The sequence below is a fragment of the Sphingobium sp. SYK-6 genome, from assembly GCF_000283515.1.
In the GTDB taxonomy this organism is placed as follows: Bacteria; Pseudomonadota; Alphaproteobacteria; order Sphingomonadales; family Sphingomonadaceae; genus Sphingobium; species Sphingobium lignivorans.
Map to the genome: position 1 here is coordinate 1,914,214 of NC_015976.1, position 24,369 is coordinate 1,938,582.

Sequence of the window (24,369 nt, forward strand, 5' to 3'; positions counted from 1 at the left end):
CGATGCGGCGCCATCTCAACACCATCTATGTCACCACCGAGGATGCCTGGCTGCGCAAGGACGGCGCCAATATCGTCGTTGAGGTGGAGGGCACCGAGCGCGGGCGCGTGCCGATGCACCTGCTGGAAGGGGTGGTGTGTTTCGGCCGGCCGGGCGCTTCGCCCGCGCTGATGGCGGCCTGTGCGGAGGCAGGGATCGCGCTCTCCTTCCTCACCCCTAACGGCAAGTTCCTCGCCCGGGTGGAGGGGCCGCGCACCGGCAATGTGCTGCTGCGCCGGACCCAGCATCGCGTCGCCGACGATCTCGTCCGCGCCGTGCCGATCGTGCGGGGGATCGTTTCCGCCAAGGCCGCTAACCAGCGCACCGTGCTACGCCGCGCGTTGCGGGATCATCGCGATCGGCTCGCACCCGAAACACATGCGGCGCTCACTGCAGCCGAGGCACGACTGGGCCATGTCGCCCGCCGGGCCGCGCAGGCGGAGGATATCAACAGCCTGCGCGGGCATGAAGGGGAGGCGGCGCTCGTCTATTTCGGTGTGTTCGATGCCATGCTGCAAGGCCAACGCCCCGCCTTCACCTTCGCCGGGCGGTCGCGCCGGCCGCCGCTCGATCGGGTGAATGCGCTGCTCAGCTTTCTATACGCAATGCTTGGGCATGACTGCCGTTCGGCGCTGGAGGGTGTGGGCTTCGATCCGCAGGTGGGGCTGCTCCATGCCGATCGACCCGGTCGCGCAAGCCTGGCGCTCGACCTGATGGAGGAGCTGCGTCCGGTACTGGCGGACCGGCTGGCGCTGACGCTCATCAATCGCGGCCAGCTGAAACCCCGCGATTTCACCGTGGACGAAGGCGGCGCCGTGTCGCTGACCGAGGATGGCCGCAAGGCTGTGCTGGTCGCCTGGCAGGAGCGCAAGAAGCGCGAATTGCGCCATCCGTTCCTGGGGGAAAACATGCCGATGGGGCTGGTCGTGCATGTCCAGGCCCAACTGCTGGCGCGCCACCTTCGCGGTGACCTCGACGGCTATCCGCCCTTCGTGTGGAAATGACCCGATGCTGATGTTGATTACCTATGATGTGCACACTCAGGACGCGGCCGGTCGGCGTCGGCTGCGGCGAGTGGCCAAGACATGTTTGGACTTGGGACAACGGGTGCAGAATTCGGTATTCGAGTGCGAGGTTGACCCTGCACAATGGGCTCTGCTTCGGGTTGCCTTAGTCAAGGAGATCGACCCGAGGAAAGATTCGCTGCGTTTTTATCGGCTCGGTGCCGATGGCAAGCGGAGGGTGGAGCATGTCGGCGCCAAGCCCATACTTGACCTAGATGGCCCCCTGCTATTCTGAACAGCGACACCGAGCGCCGCGCGAACCCCAGTCTGTTGGACAAACAGTGGTAGGTTCGCGCGAAATATTTCGTCGTGTTTCCAGAAGGGTGGCAGATAAGCCGCCCACGTCACCCGATCGGAGTGCTGCAGAAGAAGGCGTCCGCGCCACCGCCAAGATTTACTGCTCTTTCTCATCGTATTAGCCAAGTGGCCGTCGCTCCCCGTGCGGGGGCGTGGATCGAAACATGTTGTGGAACGCGATGCTGTCGTCATCCCATGGTCGCTCCCCGTGCGGGGGCGTGGATCGAAACCGTTTCCGCCTCGCGTGTAGGGAGGGATCAGCTTGTCGCTCCCCGTGCGGGGGCGTGGATCGAAACCCGCCCAACCCGGCGCCACATATCACGGCATGGCGTCGCTCCCCGTGCGGGGGCGTGGATCGAAACCAAACTTCGATGCCTAATTCTCAATCTCGCCCCGGTCGCTCCCCGTGCGGGGGCGTGGATCGAAACCTGAGCCAGTCAGGCAAGCCGCCGAACCAGGACGTCGCTCCCCGTGCGGGGGCGTGGATCGAAACTTCCAGCGGCTGAACGTCGTGGGATGGACCCCCGGTCGCTCCCCGTGCGGGGGCGTGGATCGAAACGCCGGCGAGATCGACGTCGCCACCATGCGATCCGGTCGCTCCCCGTGCGGGGGCGTGGATCGAAACACGCGGCAGACCATGTTGGGGATGTCGATGTAGGTCGCTCCCCGTGCGGGGGCGTGGATCGAAACCGCGAGACTAGCCCGGCTTTGGTCGTCATCGAAGGTCGCTCCCCGTGCGGGGGCGTGGATCGAAACTGGTTGAACAGATTGTCGCGCGCCTGCGCCCCAGGTCGCTCCCCGTGCGGGGGCGTGGATCGAAACAACGGCACGACCGGCAATGCGACCACCAGCGGCTGTCGCTCCCCGTGCGGGGGCGTGGATCGAAACAAGCCGTGGAACGCGAAGCGGCAAGGAGACGGGCCGTCGCTCCCCGTGCGGAGGCGTGGATCGAAACTACGCAGAAGAACATCGGGTGAAAGCAGCCAAGGCTGTCGCTCCCCGTGCGGGGGCGTGGATCGAAACGTGTCGCTTGCTGCGCCAGCTCCGACGCCATTGAGTCGCTCCCCGTGCGGGGGCGTGGATCGAAACGATGATGGCGGCAAGGAAGTGCAGGCACGGTGGAAGTCGCTCCCCGTGCGGGGGCGTGGATCGAAACCAGTCACTGCACGGCTCGCTCGTCCAGTCCTCCAGGTCGCTCCCCGTGCGGGGGCGTGGATCGAAACTTCGACCAGATAGCTGTCGCCACGTCCAGATCGAGTCGCTCCCCGTGCGGGGGCGTGGATCGAAACGCCGTGCCAGCGGGCCATGCTGCCCGGATAAGGGTCGCTCCCCGTGCGGGGGCGTGGATCGAAACGTTGATTTCGGTGACCTTGATGCCATGGACGATGGGTCGCTCCCCGTGCGGGGGCGTGGATCGAAACGCGTTCGGCACGGCGATAGTCGCGGTCCGCCTCGTCGCTCCCGTGCGGGGGCGTGGATCGAAACAAGCAGGAGCATCTGCGCCGCTGGCACGCGAAGGGTCGCTCCCCGTGCGGGGGCGTGGATCGAAACGTCGCGTCATAGGTCGATGCGGTGCCGGTCAGAGAGGTCGCTCCCCGTGCGGGGGCGTGGATCGAAACCGTCTTGATCCCAAGGACGTGCGCCTTGCGCAGAGTCGCTCCCCGTGCGGGGGCGTGGATCGAAACTACAAGGATTTCTCGATCGACATGCAGCTCGGCACGTCGCTCCCCGTGCGGGGGCGTGGATCGAAACTGAACCCGTGGGGATGGTCCCCCCGTCCGCGAAGTCGCTCCCCGTGCGGGGGCGTGGATCGAAACGGTGCGGCTTATACCAGTGATACGCCGCTGGGCGTCGCTCCCCGTGCGGGGGCGTGGATCGAAACAACGACATCACGGCGACATCGGGCGTCTTCGACAGTCGCTCCCCGTGCGGGGGCGTGGATCGAAACCGGGAATACGAGGCGCACCACGAGGCCCAGGCAGAGGTCGCTCCCCGTGCGGGCGCGTGGATCGAAACCCCTCCGAGCCGGTGGGATATCGCTCCGGGAACGTCGCTCCCCGTGCGGGGGCGTGGATTGAAACAGCCGCACTGCGATATATTCGGCGCCACCCTCGGCGGTCGCTCCCCGTGCGGGGGCGTGGTTTGAGACGCGTGACACCTTACCATGCGACCGCGGTTCCTGCGTCTCGCGAACGCCCCGCAGCCAACCCCTTAATGCGCGGCAAGCTTCGATAGGCGCTTCACGCCGGGAAGGTCGGTTACAGGGCGAGCGCTCCCTAGGCCCGGTCGCTTGCACCCGAACCGAAAAACGTTAGTTCCGGCCGAAGCGGCCATCCGCGCAAGTTCATACTCGACGATAATTGGCCGGTTGAAGCGAAGAGCGTTCCATTATCAGGCATCCCAAATCGACGCCGGCACACTCTGGGATCATAGTTCAGGCACGGTAATCGTCGCGGATGGATAACTCTGTTGTTGTCTGCAGAAGGTGCGCCGCTTGCTCTTCAACTGATAGATCCAAGTAGCGAGCCGGAGAACACCGCGCTAACATTCTCCTTCATCTGAATGATCCCGCGCGGGGCGCCGATTCAATCGCACAAAGGATGTATCGCATGGAAGATTCTGATCGCGGCCTGACCTTCTTTGACGGGTGCATCCGCGCTTATGGAGCCGCGACCCGTCATATGATGGAGGTCTGGCAGGACGTGACTGACAAGCCAATGGACACGCTGTCGGGCTATCCAAGGGATCGCTTTCGCGAAGCCCTCGGTTATTTTGTGCGAGCGATGAAAAGCGGCGACGCCGCGGTGCTGCGCGCGAAGCTGGATGAGGCGACGAGGCATGACGGGACCGTCAAATCCCTGATCGAGGACAGCCTTGCATCGCCGGCGGAGGCGTTCGCTCCGGATATCGACGATGTGCCGCCGTCCATTTTCAAGAAGGCAATCTGGGCTGAGGCCCTCAATTGTGTGGGCGACGAGCCCGTCGACGTCGACTTGGAGGTTTTCCTGCGGGCCGTCGTGTCGCGAGTGATTGGCGAGATGGGATGGAAGCGTCGTTTCAACGTGGGGGAGAATCGTCACTTTCCGCGCATGGTCCAGTGGCTGCGGGAAGTGGAGGAGGAGACGGCAGGGGATGAGGGCTTTGGCTTGCACCTCATGAATCGCGGGTCGGCGGGACGGGTTGCTTCTTACCCTGCCGGCCCTCACAATCTTAAGGTCAGACTAGACGCGGATTGGCTCTGAGGGGCCGACTGTAAGGAGTTGACTCTTGCTGCTCTATCACTTCGTACCGTCGCACTGGGGGCTTCAGAACATCCAACGTCGGCGGGTCAAGGTCGCAACGCTCGACGCCCTGAACGATCCCTTCGAGATGCTCGCGGCCACGTCGCCGTCGCGGGCGCATCGGGCGGCCTTTCGCCGGGCCAAGGCCGAGCGGGCGGCCGCTGTTGGCCTGCTGTGCTTCAGCCGCAACTGGTCGAACCCGGTGCAATGGTCGCATTACGCCGACGGGCACAAAGGGCTGTGCTTGGGCTTCGAGGTCGATGATGCTCGGTGCCGTCCCGTTCGCTACCGAAAAAAGCGGGTCGCGTTCGATCCGCACGGTCTCGACGATCCTGCCGCCGCCAAAGTCCTCATCGAGAGCCTGATGACCGTGAAGTTCGCGCATTGGGCCTATGAGGAGGAGGTGCGTGTATGGGAGGATCTTGCGACGTGCGACCACGAGGGGGATAATCGTTTCAAGCGCTTCTCGAACGTGATGAGTCTGAAGGAGGTCATTCTCGGCGCCGAGTGTGACACGGGCAGGCAGGCGATCACCGCCAAGCTTGGCGACCTCGCCCCGACTGTTCGACTGCGCGACGCACGGCTGGCATTCAAACGCTTCGCCGTCACGGAACAGCTCGATTCCAGGCGGTGGCAATGACCTCGTTGGTCGAGCCGGGCGGAGATTGCTGGACTATCGAGGACAGTACGGACCAAGAGTTCCTTCATCGAAACATCACGGCATCTGCCGAGCGCCTGCTCGCATTTCTCGACCTCAATCGGGTTGAGGGTATTTTCGAGTTCCCCTCCTCCAGATCGTTCCCGCACAACGCCTGCCAGAGAGTGTCTATGATCTTCGCCTTCTTGGTCGAGGAGCGTTATGCCGTACGAGACGCAGCCATCATCCGGGGCACCAATCCGAGGAGATATGAGCATCATTTCTGGGTTCGGGCCTGTGGTCGGATCTATGATCTCACCGCCCAACAATTCCGCGGTCGTCGGCCCATCCTAGGTATGGTTGCCACACCGCTCGCCCGGCGCTTCAACGAGCAGCAGGAAATGCACGACGCCGATTCCGTTGAGCGGGCTGAGGTGATCGACCTATTCCGTCGTGGCATCATCCCGTTCTGATGGCGCTCGTGGTTCCATTTTCCACCTGGCACTCAGACTCCTCGCAGAAAGCGAAGGCCCTGCCGGCCCGATTTGATGAAACGGATAAAGACTAACCTACGCATCCAGCACAGCCGGGCACTCCCTTGCATCGTTCTACCGGGCCGTTGCGTCTTTGTTTCGTGCACCCTCATATCGTTGTCGCAGCAACGCCAGCACCCCAGCGTGGCAGCGCAATCATCTCGGCGGACGAAGCGACAAAGCTCGTAAGACTAGGGCGGCTCGCCATTCAGGATTCCCAAGAGGACTGATCGCTGATTCATAGCATCCGTGTTGAGGCGCGGGCGAACGATGTCGGCCAAACGATATGAACTGAATGAAGCGCAATGGGCGAAGATCGCGCCCTTGTTGCCGGGCAAGGTGGCCGATCCGGGACGGTCGGCGTCTGATAACCGCTTGTTCGTGAACGGATGTCTGTGGGTTTTGCGATCAGGAGCACATTGGTGTGACCTGCCGGAGCGCTACGGTAAGTGGAAGACGGTGCATCGTCGCTTCAGTCGCTGGTGCCATGCGGGCGTCTGGGAGCGGGTGTTCGAAGCGCTGACCGCCGACCGGAACAACCAGTATCTGATGATCGACAGCACCATCGTTCGCGCACACCAGCAGGCGGCGACCGGAAAAGGGGGGCGTGCAATCAGGCGCTGGGGCGTTCCCGAGGCGGACTGACCACCAAGGTCCACATGTTGGCCGACCCGCTCGGCAGGCCGCTGCGCTTCATCATCACACCCGGCCAGACCGGGGACATCACCCAGGCACCAGCCCTGCTTCACGGCCAGAATGGTGCCGCCGTGCTTGCCGACAAAGCCTATGACAGCAATGCCTTACGGGCCATCATCGCTGGCATGGGCGCCAAAGCGGTCATTCCCTCCAACCGATCCCGCAAGCTCATCATCCCGCATGATGCGGCGCTCTATAAACACCGCAACCGCATCGAGCGATGCTTTGGCCGGCTCAAGCACTTCCGTCGCTTCGCAACCCGATATGAACGACGAACCATCCATTTCGCTGGCTTCGCATACCTTGCCGCCGCCATGGTCTGGTTACGCTGAATGTCGGTTAGCCCTAAGGGACGGCATACTCACCGATGCCGAATTCGAGGCGGAAAAGCACAAGCGTCTCGCTCAACACGGCTCAGGTTCCTGAACGTACGGCGGCTATTAGCAAGGTAACCAATCTTTGCTGAGCGCTGGCCGTGTTGGAGCAATAGCCTGGCACCATTGTCATAGAGCACCGACCCGATAGTACCGGCGCTGACGGCCATAGGGCTTGGAGAAGTTCCACTGTCGCCCGTCGCTTTCCCATCCGTTAACCAGTCGCATAGCCTTGCCGAGCTTCTGAGCTTCAACCTGATTGTACCGAAGCAAATCTCCCTGCAGACATTCCACCCAAATCTGATTCAGACAGGTGACAGAGCGGACCTCGCCATCGCATTCGATGTTTCCGCTATAGGCAGGAGCTTCGAGCCAAGCAGCAATGCGGCCAGCCAGCGCGTCTTCCGGAGTTTCCACTCGCCGGGATTCCTGGAGCCTTGCAGCCGTTTCAGCAGCATCGCGGTTGGTAAGATAGAGGGGCAGGGGGCCGAATGGCTGTATCTCGCGCATTGCCAGATATGTGTGGCGCGCTTCAGCCCAAATCTGATCCACATTCGCTGAGAGAGAACTGATGTCGATCGAGCGGCCGGCACATTCCACCGGCATGAAGCGACGTCCACCCGTGGAGTCCTTCAGGTATTCTCGATCATTGGTGGTGCCAACCAGGATCGAGGAGCGGGGAAAATCTGAGGCTCGAGCGTCATAAGCGAGGCGGACGCGGTCTACTGGCCGGCTGATGAAGGCCTTGATTGCTTGCACGTCTGAGCGAGCAAAGCCTGAGAGCTCGGGCATTTCGATCACGAACGCCCCCTGCATTTTCTCAACAAGCTCTTTGGGAGCATGGAAATCTCCATCCAGTTCGCCGGGCCAGTGCTTCGCCAACGTCCGGATAAAGGTGCTTTTGCCGATACCTTGCGGTCCTTCCAGGATAACTGCCGTGTCGTACTTGTGGCCCGGCTCATAAATGCGTGTCACTCCGGCCACCAACAGGAGCTTCGCCACTTCGCGGTGGTAGACGTTATCAGGGGTGCCCAAGTAATCGATGAACAGGGTTTCGAGTCTCTCAGCGCCATCCCATTCCACGCATTCCAGCCACTCCCGCACCGGATGAAAGGCGTTTTGCCAAGCGGCATTGACCGTGGCTGCCTTGAGATCGCGGTCAGCGACCTTGAGAGAGTAGCCGCCCTGCGTCTTTGGGGCCTCGAGTATTGATCGAATTGCATGCTCACGAGCGGACGACCACAGATCGCCGTTCAAAGAATCCTTTACCCGCCAGACGTCGCTGGTGAGCTGGCGCGTTGGTTTTGCGGGCTTCTTGCGACTCTGTTTAACACCTGGTGCCCTACGCTGCGTCACTTCTCGAGTGAACTCGTTCAGTTGTGCAAGGCCCCGAAATCTAGGGTCATGGGAGATGATCAGCTCAATATTGTGGAGCGTATTTTTGATGCCGCCAGCCTCATTGATATCCAGCAGCGATTTCCACTCAAGCTCAGGCACATCATCGCTCGGCGCCTTGGCGTCTGCCTTATCAAAGTCATCGACATGGGCGTCATCATCGTCGTCGTCGAGAGAATCGCCCTCAACGCCTAGCAAATCTGCGAATTCTTCGTCGTTTCCACCATCTCGGCCGGCCACCTCGTCGGCATCATCCAGGTCGTCGAGATCGTCCAGTTCGGCGGCCATCGCCGCGGCGCGCGCGTCCTGCGCCCACTGCCGGATCGTCGCCATCGTGACCGGGCGGCCGCGGTAGCGCCCAAAGCTCCGCCACTTGATGCGCCGCATCTCGCGGTCCTGGCGGTCACCGGTATATTTCTTCGAGCGCTTTGTGTGGCTCAGCCACAGATCGAAGCCTTCCTGACTGCCACCCGTCTGGTGGTGGATCGCCTGGCCGAGCCGGATCCAATCATCATAATGAAGATCAGAGACGTTGAGCGCATCGAGATCGCGCTCCATCTGGCCGGGCTTGAAGTCCAGCGGCGGAACGGCCTCAAAGGCGTAGGCCGTATCTTCGACGACGCCCAGTGCCTCCACGCGCGAAGCCGGAACAAACGGTCCCAGTCCCATCTCAAGCATGTCGAGATCGAACGGGCGCTCCCAGCGATAAGGCTCACCGGTGTTGGGGTGGATCGACGGCGGCAGCACGACCTGCTTGCCGCTGCCGAACAATTCCACTTCCCATTCGCAGGACCAGACATCCTTGTCCTGAGCCTTGTCGAAGCGGCGAAATTTCTCCGCCGAGGCGGCGAGACGACGGCTGCGGAACGGCTTTTCAGTGACGAAATAGAGGTGCCGACTGGCGCCGCCGCTGCCCGATATGACCGACGGGAACGACATGGCGTCCGGAAACATCTCGAGCAGCTTCGCCATAGCCTCTTCCGCCATGTCCGGCACCCGGATGTCGACGTCGAGCACATGGAGGTAGCCGCCTTCGACTTGCGAGGGCTCCCCGAGGCGGACGCCTGCGTTCAGACCATCCCGATAGCTCGCGCGCAGAGCGTCAAGCGTCGCGACCGGGATGTCTGACCAGTTGTCCTTGATGGGACGTTTCGAGCGGGGCGCCAGCCAGTGGACGGCAAAGCCCGCGCGCACAAAAGGCGCGACCTGGTCGAGCATGGTCATAAGGTTGAGAGTCCTTAAATTTGAACTCCGAACCAGAATCCGCTATATGCTGAGTTGTCTTCAATGACGGACTGGTTGGAGTTGCCGCGGCTGTCCCCATTGCCGCGGCAATTTCATCAGAACCCGGATCGTTGGATTAGCGCTAACACAGCGCGATCCATGTCGTTCCGGATGGCACGATCATCTATTGTGTATCGGAATGTGATTCCTTCCGGGCCGTCCGCTCCGTCCTCAAAGCTGAGGACGAGTTGCCCCGAGCGGGCGGCCCGGCTTCCAATATAGCGAGCAAGTGCCCGCCGCTTCCTGCATTCGGCCCGAACGATTTTACGGGCAACGCTGGCGGATAGGCCTTCGCTCGTGAGTAGGCGGACCCGTCCGTTCTCAAACGCCCGCCACTGCCGATTTTCCTGCCTCCCGGTCATCGAACGCATCGGCGGCTAGCTCGCCTGTTTGCGGGCAGCGTCACCATGACCAGCGAAGCCCTGCAGGCCAAAAGCTCGTGCCAGAGCGATATCGTCCGACGCGTCGTCCGGGTTCCTCGACTTGGACGATGCCGGCGGAAATGTTCCGGCGCTCGGCGTATCCTTCGACGGTCCACCGTTTCCGCCATTGGCAAAGCCTTTCAGGCCGAAGCTCCGAGCCAACTCGATATCGGACGAGGTATCGTCCGGGTTGTGGTTTCGTCTGGTCATGCCGCTTCTCCCATGCTTTCGACAGGTGCCGACACTGCGGCGTCACCACTGGCGAGCGCCTCATTTGCCGAAGCGACCTCTCGGAACATCCGGAGATAGTCGATCACGATCTCATTGACCTTCGGCCGTACCCCATTGAGAGGCGCCCAGCTCGGTCGAAACGAATGGGGCCATGTCGGCCACTTCAGATTCTGCAGGATCTCGATCAAGGCGCCGGCCGGACCGTACTGCCACTGATGGCCGGGCTTCCAGCCAAGCTGCGTGGCCTCGTGGTAGAGCTCCACCGATTGGGCGACGACCGCCGGCAGGGCCTCGATATATCCCTCGATGAGGGCATTTGCGCGCGCTGCGGGGCCTTCGGGATCGTGGATTTTCCACTTCAGAGACGCACGCTGGTACGCGTCCTGCAGGGCCGAAACGATCCGCTCGGCAGCAGAAATCGCTGCCCGCTCTTCGGAGGCTTCGATTTCCGCTTTTTTGAGCGCCTTCTCCAGAGCCGAAAGGGTCACCGAGGCTTCTGCGGAAGCCTCTCCGGTCAGCACCTCCACTTCAACGCGCTCTTCTGCCGCGACCTTTCGCTTGACGAGATCGTCAATGCTCTTGGTACGCGACTCGAGTTTTGTCCGGAGCTTCTGAAGCTCCAGCTCTGCCTCGGCCAAGTTCATCTCCGCTTCTCGCACATATGCCGGCGGATTTGTTTTCCGGGAGGAGTAGGACTTCGCCGATTCAACCAGTGTCGACACATGGAGGTGCCCGTACTTTTCGGGCAAGATCGCGGTCGTCGTCATGACAGCCCCCCGAAAGTCTGCGGGTCGGACCCGCTCAACTGAGCGAGGCTGAGGATTTTCGTCCGCGAGGCGATCAGCATGTCGAGTTCGTCGAGTTCCTCGATCGCCTCAAGCCCCATGAGCTCGGCGCGCTGAGCAGGGCTGTCACAATAGAAGATCGTGCCCGGCAGAATGCTGCCGTTGATACGAAAGACGGCCTTCACGGGCGCAAGACCGTCCGGGCCGGCCGCGGCATTGAGAGTCTTCCTGGTCATGCCGCGCCCTCCGTGTTCCGGAGACGCTGCTCCATCCAGGATGTCACCGAATTTGGGCCGGTGAGGGGGTAAACCACCCGTCGCCCGATGCGAGCGAAAGGCGGAGATAGCTCGGGGCGGTACAGGCGATATTGAACCAGCGTCTGCTTCGCGAGGCCGGTGATTTCAGCGACGTCATCGACATTACCGTAGCGCGTAAGGTCCGGTTGGATGCTCATAACAAATAGCTCCTTCTCCGGGCGGCCGTTCCGCGGCGCCCGGAAGCCCAGTATAAGGGCTCCGGATCCTAATATGAAGAGCTAGCGTTACGGTTCCACAGAATTTCCCAGAACCTTCAAATACTCAGTCAACATTCCGGTGACAACTACCATCTGTGATGATGTATATGGCCTCCTGTCAACATTTCGGTGACACATGCTTTTCTTTTAAAGTTCGGAATTAAGCTCAGATTGCGAGAAGGCGGCGCGTCTGTCAACATTTCGGTGACAGATGTTATTCTCTTAAATCTTAAAGTTCGGCATGCGGGTCAGATCGCGAGAAGGCGACCATGTTCGCGAGATTGCACGGGCACGCCGCTGGCTATGAGCCTGCACACGTCGCGGCAGGCTCTATAAACGTGAAGCCCTGTTCGACCGGGAGTCCAGCGCATGTAGCGCTTGGCTTGTTACGCCTTTTCCGGGTTGCTTCTATCTGTGACATAGCACGCCCAAGCTTCCAGCGCTGCGCGCTTCTCTGCCGCCCATCCATATCGCTGATAAACACCAGCTATGCCGGATCGCGAGCCCGAGAGATGGTTGAGCACCGCCTCTGTTACCTCAAAACGGACGCCGAGCCGTTGAAGGCCAGTTGCCACGGTCCGGCGAATGTCATGGACGCGCCACGGCGGAATGGCCACATTGCCCGCTTGGGCGGCCTTTGCGGCCTGCAACATAGCCGCGTCCAGGAGACGCTTACCTTGAGAGAATGCGGATAGCGATGTTTTCGCTCGGCTCGGAAAAACCACTCCGGATCTCGGCCATTCTGCACTCCCGGCCAAGCCGTCAAAAAGTGAGACCATCTGACGGCTGAGGGGAATGATGTTGGATTCACCGTTCTTTGCGCGCTCACCCGGCAGTGTCCATTCTCGGGCATTGCGGTTCACCTCTTCCCACCGCAAGCCGGCAACCTCCTCCCTTCGCTGACCGGTGAGAACTAGCGTCCTGTAGAAGGCAGGATAGGGGGATGGCAGCATGGTCGACGCCTGCCAAAGCCAGCGGAGCTCTTCGTCGCTCAGTACGCGGTCCCGCGCCTCCGCAGCCGGCGGCGGCTTCATGCTCGCCATGGGATTTGCGAGAAGGTCCAGATCCTCCACGGCCCAGGCGCTAAGCCAACTCAGGACAGCGAATACGTTCCTTCTTAATGCAGTCTGCCTCAGTTCCAGTGTGGATAGCGCCTGGTTCACGTGACTTCTCGTCAACTCATCCAGTCTTACCGCGCCGATAGATGGCAGAACGTGAAGACGCAGTGTTCCTTCACAGAACTCGTAGGACGCAGGAGAGGTTGTTTTGATGAACTTCAGAAAGCGCCCACTCAGCGCTCTGAGCGTCAGTTTTTGCGCCTTTTCCTGGGCCGCCGCCGCCGCAGCGGCTTCACGCTCCCGGCATCGCCTTTCGTCCTGAGCCGCGGCTACCGGATCAACTCCCTGAGCGACCATGACTGCCAGCTCAGCGGCGCGCGCTCTCGCCATTTCGGGGGTGAGTAAGCCGTGCCGTCCCAACGTCACCTTCCGCGGCGGGATCGTTCGCTTCTGCTCTGTGTGGGGCGGCCGGTACTGGAACAAATAGGTTTTGGTGCCGGCGGGGGTAACCCTCACCCCAAAGCCCTTCAGAGAGCTATCCCACAATACATATTCCATTGCGCTTGGATTCAGAGCTGCGACGCTTCTTCTCGTGATCAATCCAACTGCCAAACGAACCTCCAGGCATCACGCTAGGCATCACAGCGATGGATTTCAGCGCATCTTCACCCAACAGGAGCAATGATAGCCGGAAAGCAAGGCATTGAATATAGGTCAAAAGTTAAGCTAGAAACATCACAGGAAAGCTCAGCAAAACTCACGCCCCAGAACTACGAATCTGAGGGTCGGACGTTCGAATCGTTCCGGGTGCGCCATTTCCCCTGACAGGACTGGATCGAACGGATGGCGTGGGCCATCGGCTTCCGGTCGCTTCCCTTTCGGGATGGCTCTCCTTTTTATTCCGGGCTTGAGTGCAGCGCGCCGCCGGGCGTGGGGTCCCGGCGGCGCGTCTTTGTCAGGCGGCCCAGCCGAAACGCTGGCTGCGCTCCTGCAGGTCACGATAGTGCTGGATGCGGGTCTGCCGCAGGCCGGCGAGGCCGAAACGCTCGACAGCACGCTGCCAGCTCGCGAATTCCTCGACGGAGAGATTGTAAAGCGACATCACCTCATCGGCGGTCATCAGACCACCATTAACGGCCGCGACCACTTCCGCTTTGCGGCGGGGTGTCCACTGGCTATCTGGCGCGGGCAGATCTTCCCGACCGATGAGCTCACCGAGCGGTCCGATGACACGATCGGCAGAGGTAACAGGTTGATTTCTTTCGAAGGGGACGACATTCATGGCCACGATCCTTTGTCTTTTGCCATGACGTCAATTTTCGGCAATCTCGGTAAAAAAGCTGTTAACCATGCTCTAGGTAATTAACCGGATATTCTCGGTTCGTCGCAAATTGCGCCCTCGGGGCGCCCCTAGCGCCGGAGCAGGCCCATCGCGATCGCCAGGGCGATGCCGATACCAATCCCCGCGATGATATTATCCATGGCAAGGCCGATTGCCACGCCGAGCGCAAGCCCGACGCCAATCCCGACCGCGCTCCTGTTCCAACCGCCCATGATCCGCGCTCCGCTGGTTTCCATCAGAGACACAATGCCCTGCTGTGCGGATCGATCCGACGGTTCAGCGGCGGATGACCAGCGAATCGGGCCGTTTGCGGGGCACCCATTCGCCGCGGCCGGGGAAATTCTTCAGCACTTCGCCATCCCACAGGCGCACGGTGCGCCGATGGAAACGCCACTGGCCGTCCTCGCCCTTCACCGCATGATCGTCGTACCAGCCGGTGAATCGCAGCAGATAGGGCGGCTCGCCCTCGCACTCGGTGACGATGGCGAAGGAGCGCATCTTCACCGAGCCGTCCGGCTGAGGCTTGAATTGCGTTTGCGTCACATGGTGCTGGCGGCCGGGGAAGCCTGCCGCGTTGCGATAATGCTCGGCAATGCCGCGAATACCCTCATGGCCTTCCCAGATGTCCGGATCCTCGAACACTTCCTCGACCATGCGGGCATCCGGCGTGAAGCAGGCGACCAGCGCCTCGACATCGCCGGTGTCCAGTGCCCAGCTATAATTGGCGATGAGATCCTGAAGGCCAAGCCTGTCCTCGATAGGCAATGTCATCCGCATCCTCTCCCTGGTTGACCGGTCGTGCCGGCCTCGCGGGCATGACGACAATTTAGTACAAGTTCAACGATTGTCGGGGGCGACGATTTCCGGCAATCGCGCCGCGATTTGCCGTCATTCTCCTGCACGCGCCGCCCGCGCCGGCGATCTCGCCGGGCAAGCGCCGGTCACGGCTGCGCCGCGCGGTCCGGTCAGGGAAGTGACAGCTTTCACCGTTTAACGCGCTCCGGACACTACTCACCAGCAAGGCTGATCCTGCCCATGAACCATCCGTTCCGTTTCTCCGCCATGATCCTGGCGACGGCATCTTTCGGCGCCTTGGCCGGAGCACGGGCCAGTGCCCAGACGCTTGACGAGAAGGAAACGGAGCAAACGGACGGGACGATGCTGCCACCCGTCGGCGCGGGCACCAGCGGGGAATTCGGCGACGAAGAGGAAATCGTCGTGACCGGCGCGCGCGAACGCGGCGCGGTGGTCGGCGACACCAAGCCCGAGCAGCAATTTCGCGCCGCGGATATCCGCGCGCTGGGCGTCAGCACGATCAGCGACCTGCTGACCGAACTCGGGCCGCAATTGCAGAGCGCGAGCGGCAAGCCCCCGGTGACGCTGCTGGAAGGCCGGCGCATCGCCAGCTTCCGCGAGATCGCGTCGCTGCCTGCCGAGGCGATTGCCCGCGTCGACATCCTGCCCGAGGAAGTGGGGCTGCGCTACGGGTATAGCGCGGACCAGAAGGTGATGAACATCGTCCTGCGCCAGCGTTTCCGCGCCTTCACCGGTGAGGCGGGCACGCGGCTCCCGACTGCGGGCGGCGCGGCAACGCTGGAGGCAGAGGGTGGCTTCCTCGCCATCCGCAATGGCCAGCGCGTGAACATCTCGGCGGAATGGACGCAGACCAGCGGCCTGCTGGAATCGGATCGCGGACTCACCCGGCCGGAAAGCGCCGCCCGCTCGCTCGTTCCGCAGCGCGACCAATTGACCATCAATGGCAGCTATTATCGCCCGCTAAGCGAGCGCACGCATGCGACATTGAGCGCCGAGATCGGTACGACCGGCAGCGAGAGCGATGTCGGCCTTGCCTTGCCCGGCGTTACCATCCCCGGCGGCACGCCTTATGCCGGTGGTCCCGAGGACAGTATCGTCTATCCAACCGCCCCCGGCATCGGCGCGCTCGGCCGCTCGTCGAGCACGCAGAATGGCGAGATCGGCCTGACGATCAATGCGCAGCGCAGTTCGGGGCAATGGACGCTGACCGCCAATTACGCCCGGCAGGAATCGCGCGGCATCACAGCCCGGCCCTTCGACCTCACTGCTTATGCGCAGGCGGTCGCGGCGGGTGATCCGACCGCTGACCCGTCGCTGCCGCTGGCGGGCAACTGGCTGGTCGGCCGCCCGGCAGATGACACGCGCAGCACGCGCGACACCGCCAATGTCGACCTGCTCTACAACCGCTCGCTGCTGCGGCTGCCGGCGGGCGATGTCGCGGCGACTGTGCGGGTCAGCGGTTCGACCCTGCGGATCGACAACAGCCTCGACCGCGATCTCGTCCTTACCCGGCGAAATCTCGCGCGGGATGCTGCTAGCGGCGCGCTGACGCTGGAAATCCCCCTCACGCCCGCTTCGAGCCCGATCGGCCGCTTGTCCGCCAATGCGAGCGGCGGGGTGGAGCACCTGTCGGACGCGGGGACGCTGCGCGAACTCGGGCTCGGCCTCAACTGGACACCCCGCCGGGGCATCGCCTTCTCCGCCTCCTATCGCGACGAGAAGACCGCACCGACACCGGCGCAGCTCGGTGATCCGGTCACTTTCACCCAGTTCGTGCCGGTGTTCGACTATGTGCGGGGCGAAACCGCGCTCGTCACCACCATTTCCGGCGGCAATGCCGGTCTGGATGCCCCGCGTGCGCGGAATTTCCGCTTGGGCGTCGTGGTGACGGCGCTGGACGACCCGAACCTGCGCCTCAGCCTCGACTATAGCCGGCGGCGGACCGATGCCGGCATCACCGGCTTTCCCGGCATCACGGCGGAAACCGCAGCGGCCTTCCCGGATCGCTTCATGCGCGATGGCGCGGGCAGGCTGACGCAGGTGGACCTGCGGCCGATCAACATCAGGGAAGAGAAGCGCGATTCGATCCGCTGGGGCATCAACTTCAGCAAGCGGCTGCGTACCCCGCAAAGCCAGATCGATGCGATGCGGGCGGCGTTCCAGCGGCGGGGCGCTCAAGGTGGGCAGGGCGGGGCAGCGCGGCAACCCGGCCAGGATGCGCCTGCGCCGGCCGGCGAGAGCGAGCGGCCCCCTGCTGACGGCGCATCAGGGCAGGGCATGCGCGCCGATCGCGGCCCAGGCGGCGCCGGTGCCGGGGGCGGCCCGCGCGCCGGGGGCGGCGGCCGCTTCGGAGGCGGTGCCGGCGGGCCCGGAGGCGGCGGGCGTCTCAGCTTCGCGCTGTATCATGAGATCCAGCTCACCAACACGACGCAGCTGGCGACGGGCCTGCCGGTGCTCGACCTGCTCGACGGCGCGGCGCTGGGCAGCGGCGCCGGGCCTTCCCGCCACACGGTGGAAGCGCAGGCCGGCTTCTCGCGCGGCGGTTATGGCCTGCGACTGACCGGAGAATGGAAAAGCGCTACGCATATCGATGGCGTGGTGGGCGTGCCCTCCAGCCAGCTGCGGTTCGGTGACCTCGCAACCGTCAATGTGCGCCTGTTCGCCAACCTGACGCAAATGCCCGGGCTCGTGACGAAAGTGCCGCTGCTGCGCGGGGTGCGGGTGCAGATCGGCGTCGACAATCTGTTCAACAACCGCCAGCGCGTCACGGACGGCAATGGCGACACGCCCTTCGCTTACCAGCCCGCCTTCGTGGATCCGCTGGGCAGGACGATCCGGCTGAACATCCGCAAGCTCATCTTCTGATCGGGCGGGCTCAGCCGAGCGTAACGACCTCACAGGGCAGCGCCGGGGGCATCGCGCCGGCAAACTGCTCGTCCCAATGGGCAAAGGGCCGCACGGCGCCAAGGCTGCGCCAGCGCGGCACGCGCGCCGCCTCGACCGGGGCATGCACCCACTGCGCGTGCCCCGGCTCACCCGAGGCCAGCACGCCATCGTCCGGCGCGTCGCCATCCGGCGGAGCGAAGAGCCCGGCCGCGCCATAATTCTCGTCCAGAACCGGCGACCAGGGCGCCATGCCGACCGTGGGAGCCTGCGCGACGAAACATTGGTTCTCCAGTGCCCGCGCCTGCGCGCCGATCCGCACGCGCCAGTAACCCTGCATCGTGTCCGTGCAGGACGGCGCGAGGATGAGCGTTGCGCCCGCCTGGGCCTGCGCCCGGGCGATCATGGGAAACTCGATATCATAGCAGATCGAGATGCCGACGAGGCCGATCGCAGTGCGGAACAGGCGGATCGCGGTGCCGCCGGATATGCCCCAGCGCTCGCGCTCGAAGCGGGTCATCACGATCTTGTCCTGATGGCCCATCTGTCCCCCCGGGGTGAACAGGCGCGCGCGGTTCACGACGCGGCCGTCCGGTAGCGGCCAGGGCAGGCTGGCGGCGAGGATATGGACATCATGCGCCGCAGCGAGAGCGCGGTGATGCGCATCGATCTGGGGAGCCAGCCCCGCCACGAAGCGGAGCGAGCCCTGCAGATCGCCCATGCTGGCAGGATCGAGCGCGGCCAGTTCCATCGCGCCATATTCCGGGAAGACCAGCAGCCGGGCACCGGCATCGGCCGCTTCCTTCACCCATCGGGCCGTCTTCGCTTGCCATTCCGCGAAGCTGGCGAGCCGGTCGATGGGATATTGGGCGAGGGCGAGATTGAAGGCGCTCACAGGCTTTTGTGCCAGAACTGCATGGGATGGGATGTCTCCCCGGGCTGATCGAGGTCCTTCCAGTCATAATGCGCGATGACGCCCTCAAGCGGTGCATAGCCCCGCTTGCGCCAGAAGGGAGCGAGATCGCGGGCACCCGCCGGTCGGAGATCGTGGTCGGCGGGCCGGATCACGCCGCAGAAGCAGGCTGAGCGAGCGCCGGCCGCCCGCGCCGCCGCTTCGCGCGCATCGAAGAAGGCATGGCCAAGGCCGTGGCCGCGATAAGCTGGCAGCAGCACCGATTCCCCGAAATAGGCGAGGCGAGCGACGTCGTGCCCACGCTGCTCGAAGGGGGCGCGGAACGCCGCTTCCTGCCCTGCCATGGGCGAAGCAGTGGCCGCGCCGACAATGACATCGCCGGCGCGCGCCACCACCAGCACCGCGCCCGGATCACCGAGGAAATGCGCGAGATAGCGGCGCTCGTAATCGAGGGAGCCGTCATAGAGATAGGGCCACGCGCGGAACACGGCGATGCGCAGCCGCGCGAGATCCTCCAGCACGGCAGCGTGTGCCTCCGGTGTCAATAGGGTCTCGACAGCGACAGCGTTCACGCGGCCGCCTCTTCCTTGCTCACCTGCGCGATCCAGTCGGCGAGATTGTAATAGACGGTGACGCGCGTGATGAGCCCGTCGGCGAGCGTGAAGAAAGTGCCCGCGGGCAATTCGTAGCGCTGGCCTCGCGCGGGCGGGAGGCCTTCCTCGCCCTGCAGATATTCCCCATGGACGACGAACTCGGCGGCGGCCCGGCTGCCATCGTCGCTGGCCATGATCGCGATGTCGGTCAGCCGCTCGCGATAGGCGTTGTCCATCCGGCCCAGGAACGCGCGGAAAGCCGCCTTGCCGGTCTCGCGGCCGCCCTGATTAACGTCATGAGCGATATCGTCCGCGAGACAATCCAGCATGGTCTGGTGATCGCCCGCATTGAAGGCGGCGTAATAGCGCTCGATCAGGGAGATGGCTTCGTCACGCGTCATCTGCTCGCTTCTCCGTCCAGAATTGTGCCTCGGGGTCTCTATCGCCCCTCGCGCATTTCGCTAAGGTCAAATCCAAATAAAGCAGGAGAAGACTCATGCTTGTCGGCACAGTCCGGGAAATCAAGACACACGAATATCGCGTCGGCCTGACACCTGAAAGCGTCCACGAACTCGTCACGCATGGCCATGACGTGCTGGTGGAAAGCGGCGCCGGCCTCGGCATCGGCGCGACCGACGAGGACTATCGCAAGGCGGGGGCACAGGTCGTCCCGACCGCCGGGGAGGTTTTCGAGCGCGCGGAAATGGTGGTCAAGGTGAAGGAGCCGCAGCCTGTCGAACGGGCGATGCTCCGCAAGGACCAGATCCTCTATACCTATCTCCACCTCGCGCCCGATGCCGAGCAGACGGCCGATCTGGTGAAATCCGGTGCGACCTGCATCGCCTATGAGACCGTGACGGATGCCCATGGCGGCCTGCCGCTGCTCAAGCCGATGAGTCAGGTCGCCGGGCGCATGTCGATCCAGGCGGGCGCAACGGCGCTGGAGAAAGCGCATGGGGGCAGGGGCGTCCTGCTGGGCGGCGTGCCCGGCGTGCTGCCAGCCAGGGTGACGGTGATCGGCGGGGGCGTGGTCGGCTTCAATGCCGCGCAGATGGCCGCCGGGCTGGGCGCGGACGTGACGATCCTCGATCGCAATCCCGAGGTGCTGGAAAAGCTCGGCACCTATTTCGAGGCGCGGGCCAAGACGCGCTTTTCCAACAAGGCCAATCTCGCCGATTGCGTGGCGCAGGCCGATCTGGTGATCGGCGCGGTGCTGATTCCCGGCGCGGCGGCCCCCAAGCTGGTCTCCCGCGAGATGCTGGGCACGATGAAGCAGGGTGCGGTGCTGGTCGACGTCGCCATCGATCAGGGCGGCTGCTTCGAGACGAGCGTGCCGACGACCCATGCCGAGCCGACCTACATCGTGGATGGCATCGTCCATTACTGCGTCGCCAACATGCCCGGCGCCGTCGCGCGCACCAGCACTTATGCGCTCAACAATGTGACGCTGCCGCACGCCCTGCGCATCGCCGACCTCGGCTGGAAGGAAGCGATGCGCCGCGACAGCCACCTGCTTGAGGGGCTCAACGTGTGGAACGGCCAGGTCACTTGCGCGCCGGTGGCGCAGGAGCATGGCTATGAGGTCGTGCCGCTGGAGAGCGCGCTGGAAGGTTGACGCATCAGCTCTCGTAAGTGCGCTTGAGCGTCACCGCGTCGATCATCAGCCCACCGGCGATCATCACGGCGCTGACACAGGCCAGTGCCAGAAGCTTGCCGGGCGTTCCGGGATATTGCTCCATGTAATGGAGGCCGCGGGTGACGGCCCCGAGCGCCAGGGCGTAGATGGCCAGAAAGGCCTCGAACTTGGTCTTGATCGTGAAGAGGCGCCTGATCGTCTTCATGGCGATCATTACGCAATGTCCATGCCAGTCCCGCATTCCCGCGTGGGACGATGGTTAATGGTTAAGAAAGTGTAAACGCTGCCGACAGATCAGGCCGCGGGGAAGCAGATTCACTCGTTACCCGGCATCACAGAAGATGCCCGAATTCCTGCACCACCTCGCGGTAAACGGGGCGCTTGAACGGCACGATCAGGTCGACCAGCTCTTCCGCCTGCACCCAGCGCCAGTCGGCGAACTCGGGATGGTGCGTCTCGATATTGATGTCGCCATCCTCGCCCTTGAAGCGCAGGAGGAACCAGCGCTGGGCCTGGCCGCGATATTTGCCGCCCCACAGTTTTCCGATGAGCGGCTCGGGCAGATCGTAAAGATGCTCGCGGGCCGAACGCGCGATAATGTCCACGAGGTTGGCGGCGACGCCCGTTTCCTCGGCCAGTTCGCGCATCAGGGCCTGTTCGGCGGTCTCGCCCCGATCGATCCCTCCCTGCGGCATCTGCCAGGCATCGCCTTCCTTCGGCTGGATCCGCCTGCCGACGAACACATGGCCCTGCCGGTTGGCCAGCATGATGCCCACGCAGGGGCGATAGGGGAGGTCAGCCTTGTCCGTCACGGTTCTGCTCGCATTCGTCCTTCCTGAGGCGCTGCTTCATCCGATCAGCGCCCTGAGGCCTGCCGATGGCAAGCGGGGAGAGAAAAGGCAATGGCCGCGCGCGGCGCAACGGGCAGTTCATGCCTGCGATGGTCCTTTCCGGCCACGGTGCTGCGATAGTCGCCATGTTCCCCCAACGCCCCCACCTAATCCGGATCTTGTTTCCGGACGTCATCCCGTGGGGACCGATCCGGAGCCGCCGACAGTAGCATGACCGGCGGCGTGGCGGATATCCTCATCGCGATGAATCCCGCCCCTCTCAGGACGAATTCTAGCCCTTCGCCGGCCCGAGCGTTCATCGCCAATCGCTTGACGGCACGCCAGGAGGGCCGGAAGAACAGCGGATGGACAATCTGACGCACAGCATGGTCGGCGCCGTGCTCGGGCAACTGGGGCTGAAGCGCAAGTCGGGCCTCGGCATGCCGACCATCATCATCGCGGCCAATATTCCGGATATCGACGCGACGTGCACCGTTCTCGGCACGCAGTCGCTCGCCTTGCGCCGGGGGCTGACGCACGGTCCGCTGGCCATGCTGATCCTACCCGTCCTGCTTGCGGTCATCATGGTCCTGGTGGACCGGTGGCAAGCGCGCCGCGGGACGCGGCCGGCAGGAAGGCTCCCGGTCCATTTCGGCTGGCTGTGGTTCATCGCTCTTGTCGGGACGCTCAGTCATCCCGCTTTCGACTGGCTGAACAGCTATGGCGTACGCCTGCTCTCGCCCTTCAGCGACCGCTGGTTCTACGGCGACACGCTGTTCATCATCGATATCTGGCTCTGGGCGCTGCTGATCGGCGGCTATGTCTGGGCGCGGCGGGGAGAGCGCGTTTCCTTTGACGGGATGAAGACACGCGCCGCGATCATCGTGGCGGCGAGCAGTGCCTATATCTTCGTCAACGGCGCCATCTCCGGCGTGGCGCAGGCACAGGGCGACACATGGTTGCGCCAGCAAGGGCGGGCAGCCGAGACGCTCGTCGCCAATCCGCAACCCTTCATTCCATGGCAACGCGAGATGCTCTGGCGGGCGGATGGCCTCCATGGCCGCTTCCAATATAGTCTCTTCGGCAGCGCCGGGCCCGGCTCCGCTGCCGCACCGGGTCAGCCCACCGGGATGGACGACCCCGCCATCGAGAAAGCATGCGCGGTCGATCCCGATGCCCGTGCCTTCCTGTTCTGGTCACGCATGCCGCTCGCACGGCGCGAGGCCAATGGCGATCTGGTCCTGAGCGACCAGCGCTTCGACAGGATCCCGGTGCGCAACAGCTTCGTGATCCGCGTCCCGGCCGAGGCCCTGCGGTAGCGTCCCTCCATGACGGAGCCGGTCATCCTCTGGCTGCGCCGCGACCTGCGGCTGGGCGATCAGGCTGCCCTGCTCGCGGCCTGCGCGGAAGGGCCGGTCGTGCCGGTCTATGTGCTGGACGACGAGACGCCGGACCATCGACGCATGGGTGCAGCATCCCGCTGGTGGCTGCATGGGAGCCTCGCCAGCCTCGCAGGCGATCTGCGCGCCTCCGGCTCGCGCCTCGTGCTTCGCCGGGGACGCGCGGACGAAGTGCTGCCGGCGCTCGCGCGGGAAGTGGGCGCGCGGCGCGTCCATGCCCTGCACCATTATGAGCCCTGGTGGCGCAATGCGGAACGGGCGATTGCGCGCGTGCTCGACCTCGTGCTGCATGATGGAAACTATCTTCACCCGCCGGGCCTGCTGAAGTCCGGCAGCGGCAGCCCCTATCGCATCTTCACGCCCTTCTGGCGGGCACTGCGGGAGACGATGCCGCCGCCGGAACCCATGGCCCGGCCTGACAAAATCCCCGCGCCCTCCTCATGGCCGGCGAGTGAGCATCTCGACGACTGGTCGCTGCGCCCGTCCAGCCCCGACTGGGCGACCGGCATGGCGCGGGCGTGGCAACCGGGCGAGCAAGGCGCGCTCGACCGGCTCGAGGCTTTTGCGGATAGTGCCGGGGACTATGACATCGCGAGGAACCTGCCGTCGGTGGAGGGCAGTTCGCGCCTGTCGCCGCACCTGCATTTCGGCGAGATTTCGCCGTCCCTCATCTGGCATCGCATTGCCCGGCGCGATGGACGGACCGAGCCCTATCTGCGGGAACTGGCCTGGCGCGACTATGCGCAGACGGTGATCCTCCAGCATCCCCGTCATGGTAGCGCCAACGGCAGGGCGCAGTTCGACGATTTTCCGTGGCGGGACCTGCGCGAAGCTGCCAGCGACTTCGAAGCCTGGAAGCGGGGCCGCACCGGCTATCCCATCGTGGACGCGGGCATGCGCCAGCTCTGGACGACGGGCTGGATGCACAACCGCGTGCGCATGATCGCGGCGAGCTTCCTGGTGAAGCATCTTCTCATCGACTGGCGCCATGGGGAACAGTGGTTCTGGGATACGCTGATCGATGCCGATTACGGCAACAATAGCGTCAACTGGCAGTGGGTAGCGGGCACCGGGATCGATTCCAGCATGTTCGTCCGGATCATGGCGCCACTGGGCCAATCGGCCAAGTTCGACGCCGCGGATTATATCCGCCGCTGGGTGCCCGAACTTGCAGGGCTGCCGGATGGAGTGGTCCACGATCCCGAAAGCCATGGGTTCCGGCCATCGGGCTATCCCGTCAGGATCATCGACCATCGCGCCGCCCGCGAGCGCGCGCTTTCCGCTTACGCCGCCATCCGGGCGTGAAACGTTCGGCAGCCTGAACGATTGTCTTTACGGCGCCGAGA

General features: G+C 63.6%; 23 protein-coding genes, 1 pseudogene and 2 CRISPR repeat arrays. Of the genes and pseudogenes, 10 read left to right on the top strand and 14 right to left on the bottom strand.

Annotated elements, in window-relative coordinates; genetic code table 11:
* Nucleotides 1–2: 2 nt before the first annotated feature.
* The 6 genes and pseudogenes from cas1c to SLG_RS20860 all read left to right on the top strand — a co-directional run bounded on the left by cas1c (nt 3) and on the right by SLG_RS20860 (nt 6,879).
* On the top strand, nt 3–1,043 hold the full coding sequence (cas1c, locus tag SLG_RS08615) for a type I-C CRISPR-associated endonuclease Cas1c (RefSeq protein ID WP_014076069.1): 1,041 nt from the start codon (nt 3–5) through the stop codon (nt 1,041–1,043).
* A gap of 4 nt (nt 1,044–1,047) precedes the next feature.
* Nucleotides 1,048–1,338, top strand: a complete 291-nt coding sequence (cas2, locus tag SLG_RS08620) for a CRISPR-associated endonuclease Cas2 (protein ID WP_014076070.1) — start codon at nt 1,048–1,050, stop codon at nt 1,336–1,338.
* Between the two features lie 194 nt (nt 1,339–1,532).
* Nucleotides 1,533–2,822: a CRISPR direct-repeat array (repeat unit 32 nt; unit sequence GTCGCTCCCCGTGCGGGGGCGTGGATCGAAAC).
* Between the two features lie 97 nt (nt 2,823–2,919).
* Nucleotides 2,920–3,549: direct repeats of the CRISPR family, unit length 32 nt; unit sequence GTCGCTCCCCGTGCGGGGGCGTGGATCGAAAC.
* Nucleotides 3,550–4,009: 460 nt separating this feature from the next.
* Nucleotides 4,010–4,642: a hypothetical protein gene (locus SLG_RS08625; RefSeq protein ID WP_014076071.1), complete on the top strand. Its 633-nt coding sequence runs from the start codon at nt 4,010–4,012 to the stop codon at nt 4,640–4,642.
* Between the two features lie 25 nt (nt 4,643–4,667).
* The gene (locus tag SLG_RS08630) at nt 4,668–5,321 is read left to right on the top strand and encodes a DUF2971 domain-containing protein (RefSeq protein ID WP_014076072.1); all 654 of its coding nucleotides are present in this window, start codon (nt 4,668–4,670) and stop codon (nt 5,319–5,321) included.
* Nucleotides 5,318–5,791: a hypothetical protein gene (locus tag SLG_RS08635; protein ID WP_051003720.1), complete on the top strand. Its 474-nt coding sequence runs from the start codon at nt 5,318–5,320 to the stop codon at nt 5,789–5,791. Before SLG_RS08630 ends, SLG_RS08635 begins: the two co-directional genes overlap by 4 nt.
* A 330-nt stretch (nt 5,792–6,121) precedes the next feature.
* Nucleotides 6,122–6,879, top strand: a pseudogene (locus tag SLG_RS20860) (IS5 family transposase).
* Between the two features lie 171 nt (nt 6,880–7,050).
* On the opposite strand, the gene SLG_RS20345 reads toward SLG_RS20860, so the two are convergent.
* The 9 genes from SLG_RS20345 to SLG_RS08680 form a co-directional block, all read right to left on the bottom strand.
* Nucleotides 7,051–9,540 (bottom strand): VapE domain-containing protein, encoded by a 2,490-nt coding sequence (locus SLG_RS20345; protein WP_014076075.1) that lies wholly within the window; start codon nt 9,538–9,540, stop codon nt 7,051–7,053.
* Nucleotides 9,541–9,977: 437 nt separating this feature from the next.
* On the bottom strand, nt 9,978–10,232 hold the full coding sequence (locus tag SLG_RS21315; RefSeq protein ID WP_014076076.1) for a hypothetical protein: 255 nt from the start codon (nt 10,230–10,232) through the stop codon (nt 9,978–9,980).
* On the bottom strand, nt 10,229–11,020 hold the full coding sequence (locus tag SLG_RS08655) for a hypothetical protein (protein WP_041391839.1): 792 nt from the start codon (nt 11,018–11,020) through the stop codon (nt 10,229–10,231). The genes SLG_RS21315 and SLG_RS08655 overlap by 4 nt, the downstream gene beginning before the upstream one ends.
* Nucleotides 11,017–11,274: a hypothetical protein gene (locus SLG_RS08660; protein WP_014076078.1), complete on the bottom strand. Its 258-nt coding sequence runs from the start codon at nt 11,272–11,274 to the stop codon at nt 11,017–11,019. Before SLG_RS08660 ends, SLG_RS08655 begins: the two co-directional genes overlap by 4 nt.
* A complete protein-coding gene (locus tag SLG_RS08665; RefSeq protein ID WP_014076079.1) occupies nt 11,271–11,492 on the bottom strand; it encodes a hypothetical protein in 222 nt (73 codons plus the stop codon). Before SLG_RS08665 ends, SLG_RS08660 begins: the two co-directional genes overlap by 4 nt.
* A gap of 446 nt (nt 11,493–11,938) precedes the next feature.
* The gene (locus tag SLG_RS08670) at nt 11,939–13,222 is read right to left on the bottom strand and encodes a tyrosine-type recombinase/integrase (protein ID WP_014076080.1); all 1,284 of its coding nucleotides are present in this window, start codon (nt 13,220–13,222) and stop codon (nt 11,939–11,941) included.
* 343 nt (nt 13,223–13,565) lie between these two features.
* Nucleotides 13,566–13,892 (bottom strand): CtrA inhibitor SciP, encoded by a 327-nt coding sequence (sciP, locus tag SLG_RS08675; RefSeq protein WP_014076081.1) that lies wholly within the window; start codon nt 13,890–13,892, stop codon nt 13,566–13,568.
* Nucleotides 13,893–14,020: 128 nt separating this feature from the next.
* On the bottom strand, nt 14,021–14,188 hold the full coding sequence (locus SLG_RS21930) for a hypothetical protein (RefSeq protein WP_173384999.1): 168 nt from the start codon (nt 14,186–14,188) through the stop codon (nt 14,021–14,023).
* Between the two features lie 40 nt (nt 14,189–14,228).
* Nucleotides 14,229–14,723: a nuclear transport factor 2 family protein gene (locus SLG_RS08680; RefSeq protein ID WP_014076083.1), complete on the bottom strand. Its 495-nt coding sequence runs from the start codon at nt 14,721–14,723 to the stop codon at nt 14,229–14,231.
* Between the two features lie 264 nt (nt 14,724–14,987).
* Here SLG_RS08680 and SLG_RS08685 point away from each other — a divergent pair, with 264 nt between their 5' ends.
* Nucleotides 14,988–17,633 (top strand): TonB-dependent receptor, encoded by a 2,646-nt coding sequence (locus SLG_RS08685; protein ID WP_014076084.1) that lies wholly within the window; start codon nt 14,988–14,990, stop codon nt 17,631–17,633.
* 10 nt (nt 17,634–17,643) lie between these two features.
* Here the strand turns inward: SLG_RS08685 and SLG_RS08690 are convergent, their stop codons facing one another.
* Genes SLG_RS08690 through SLG_RS08700 form a run of 3 tightly spaced genes read right to left on the bottom strand, consistent with a single transcriptional unit; the run spans nt 17,644 to nt 19,558 of the window.
* Nucleotides 17,644–18,546, bottom strand: a complete 903-nt coding sequence (locus tag SLG_RS08690; protein WP_014076085.1) for a carbon-nitrogen hydrolase family protein — start codon at nt 18,544–18,546, stop codon at nt 17,644–17,646.
* Nucleotides 18,543–19,136: a GNAT family N-acetyltransferase gene (locus SLG_RS08695; RefSeq protein ID WP_014076086.1), complete on the bottom strand. Its 594-nt coding sequence runs from the start codon at nt 19,134–19,136 to the stop codon at nt 18,543–18,545. Before SLG_RS08695 ends, SLG_RS08690 begins: the two co-directional genes overlap by 4 nt.
* Nucleotides 19,133–19,558, bottom strand: coding sequence for a ketosteroid isomerase-related protein (locus tag SLG_RS08700; RefSeq protein ID WP_014076087.1), 426 nt, complete (start codon nt 19,556–19,558; stop codon nt 19,133–19,135). Before SLG_RS08700 ends, SLG_RS08695 begins: the two co-directional genes overlap by 4 nt.
* Nucleotides 19,559–19,653: 95 nt before the next feature.
* Here SLG_RS08700 and ald point away from each other — a divergent pair, with 95 nt between their 5' ends.
* Complete coding sequence (gene ald, locus SLG_RS08705; RefSeq protein ID WP_014076088.1) at nt 19,654–20,772, top strand: alanine dehydrogenase; 1,119 nt, start codon at nt 19,654–19,656, stop codon at nt 20,770–20,772.
* Between the two features lie 4 nt (nt 20,773–20,776).
* Here ald and SLG_RS08710 read toward each other — a convergent pair whose 3' ends face one another.
* Nucleotides 20,777–20,998 carry a hypothetical protein gene (locus SLG_RS08710; protein ID WP_041392974.1) on the bottom strand — a complete coding sequence of 74 codons (222 nt, stop codon included), beginning with the start codon at nt 20,996–20,998 and terminating at the stop codon, nt 20,777–20,779.
* Nucleotides 20,999–21,125: 127 nt separating this feature from the next.
* Nucleotides 21,126–21,605, bottom strand: coding sequence for an RNA pyrophosphohydrolase (locus tag SLG_RS08715; protein WP_014076090.1), 480 nt, complete (start codon nt 21,603–21,605; stop codon nt 21,126–21,128).
* Nucleotides 21,606–21,988: 383 nt separating this feature from the next.
* Between SLG_RS08715 and SLG_RS08725 the strand changes: the two genes are divergently transcribed.
* Together SLG_RS08725 and SLG_RS08730 are read left to right on the top strand one after the other, a co-directional pair.
* On the top strand, nt 21,989–22,942 hold the full coding sequence (locus SLG_RS08725) for a metal-dependent hydrolase (RefSeq protein WP_014076091.1): 954 nt from the start codon (nt 21,989–21,991) through the stop codon (nt 22,940–22,942).
* A gap of 9 nt (nt 22,943–22,951) precedes the next feature.
* A complete protein-coding gene (locus tag SLG_RS08730) occupies nt 22,952–24,328 on the top strand; it encodes a cryptochrome/photolyase family protein (RefSeq protein WP_014076092.1) in 1,377 nt (458 codons plus the stop codon).
* Nucleotides 24,329–24,369: the final 41 nt, after the last annotated feature.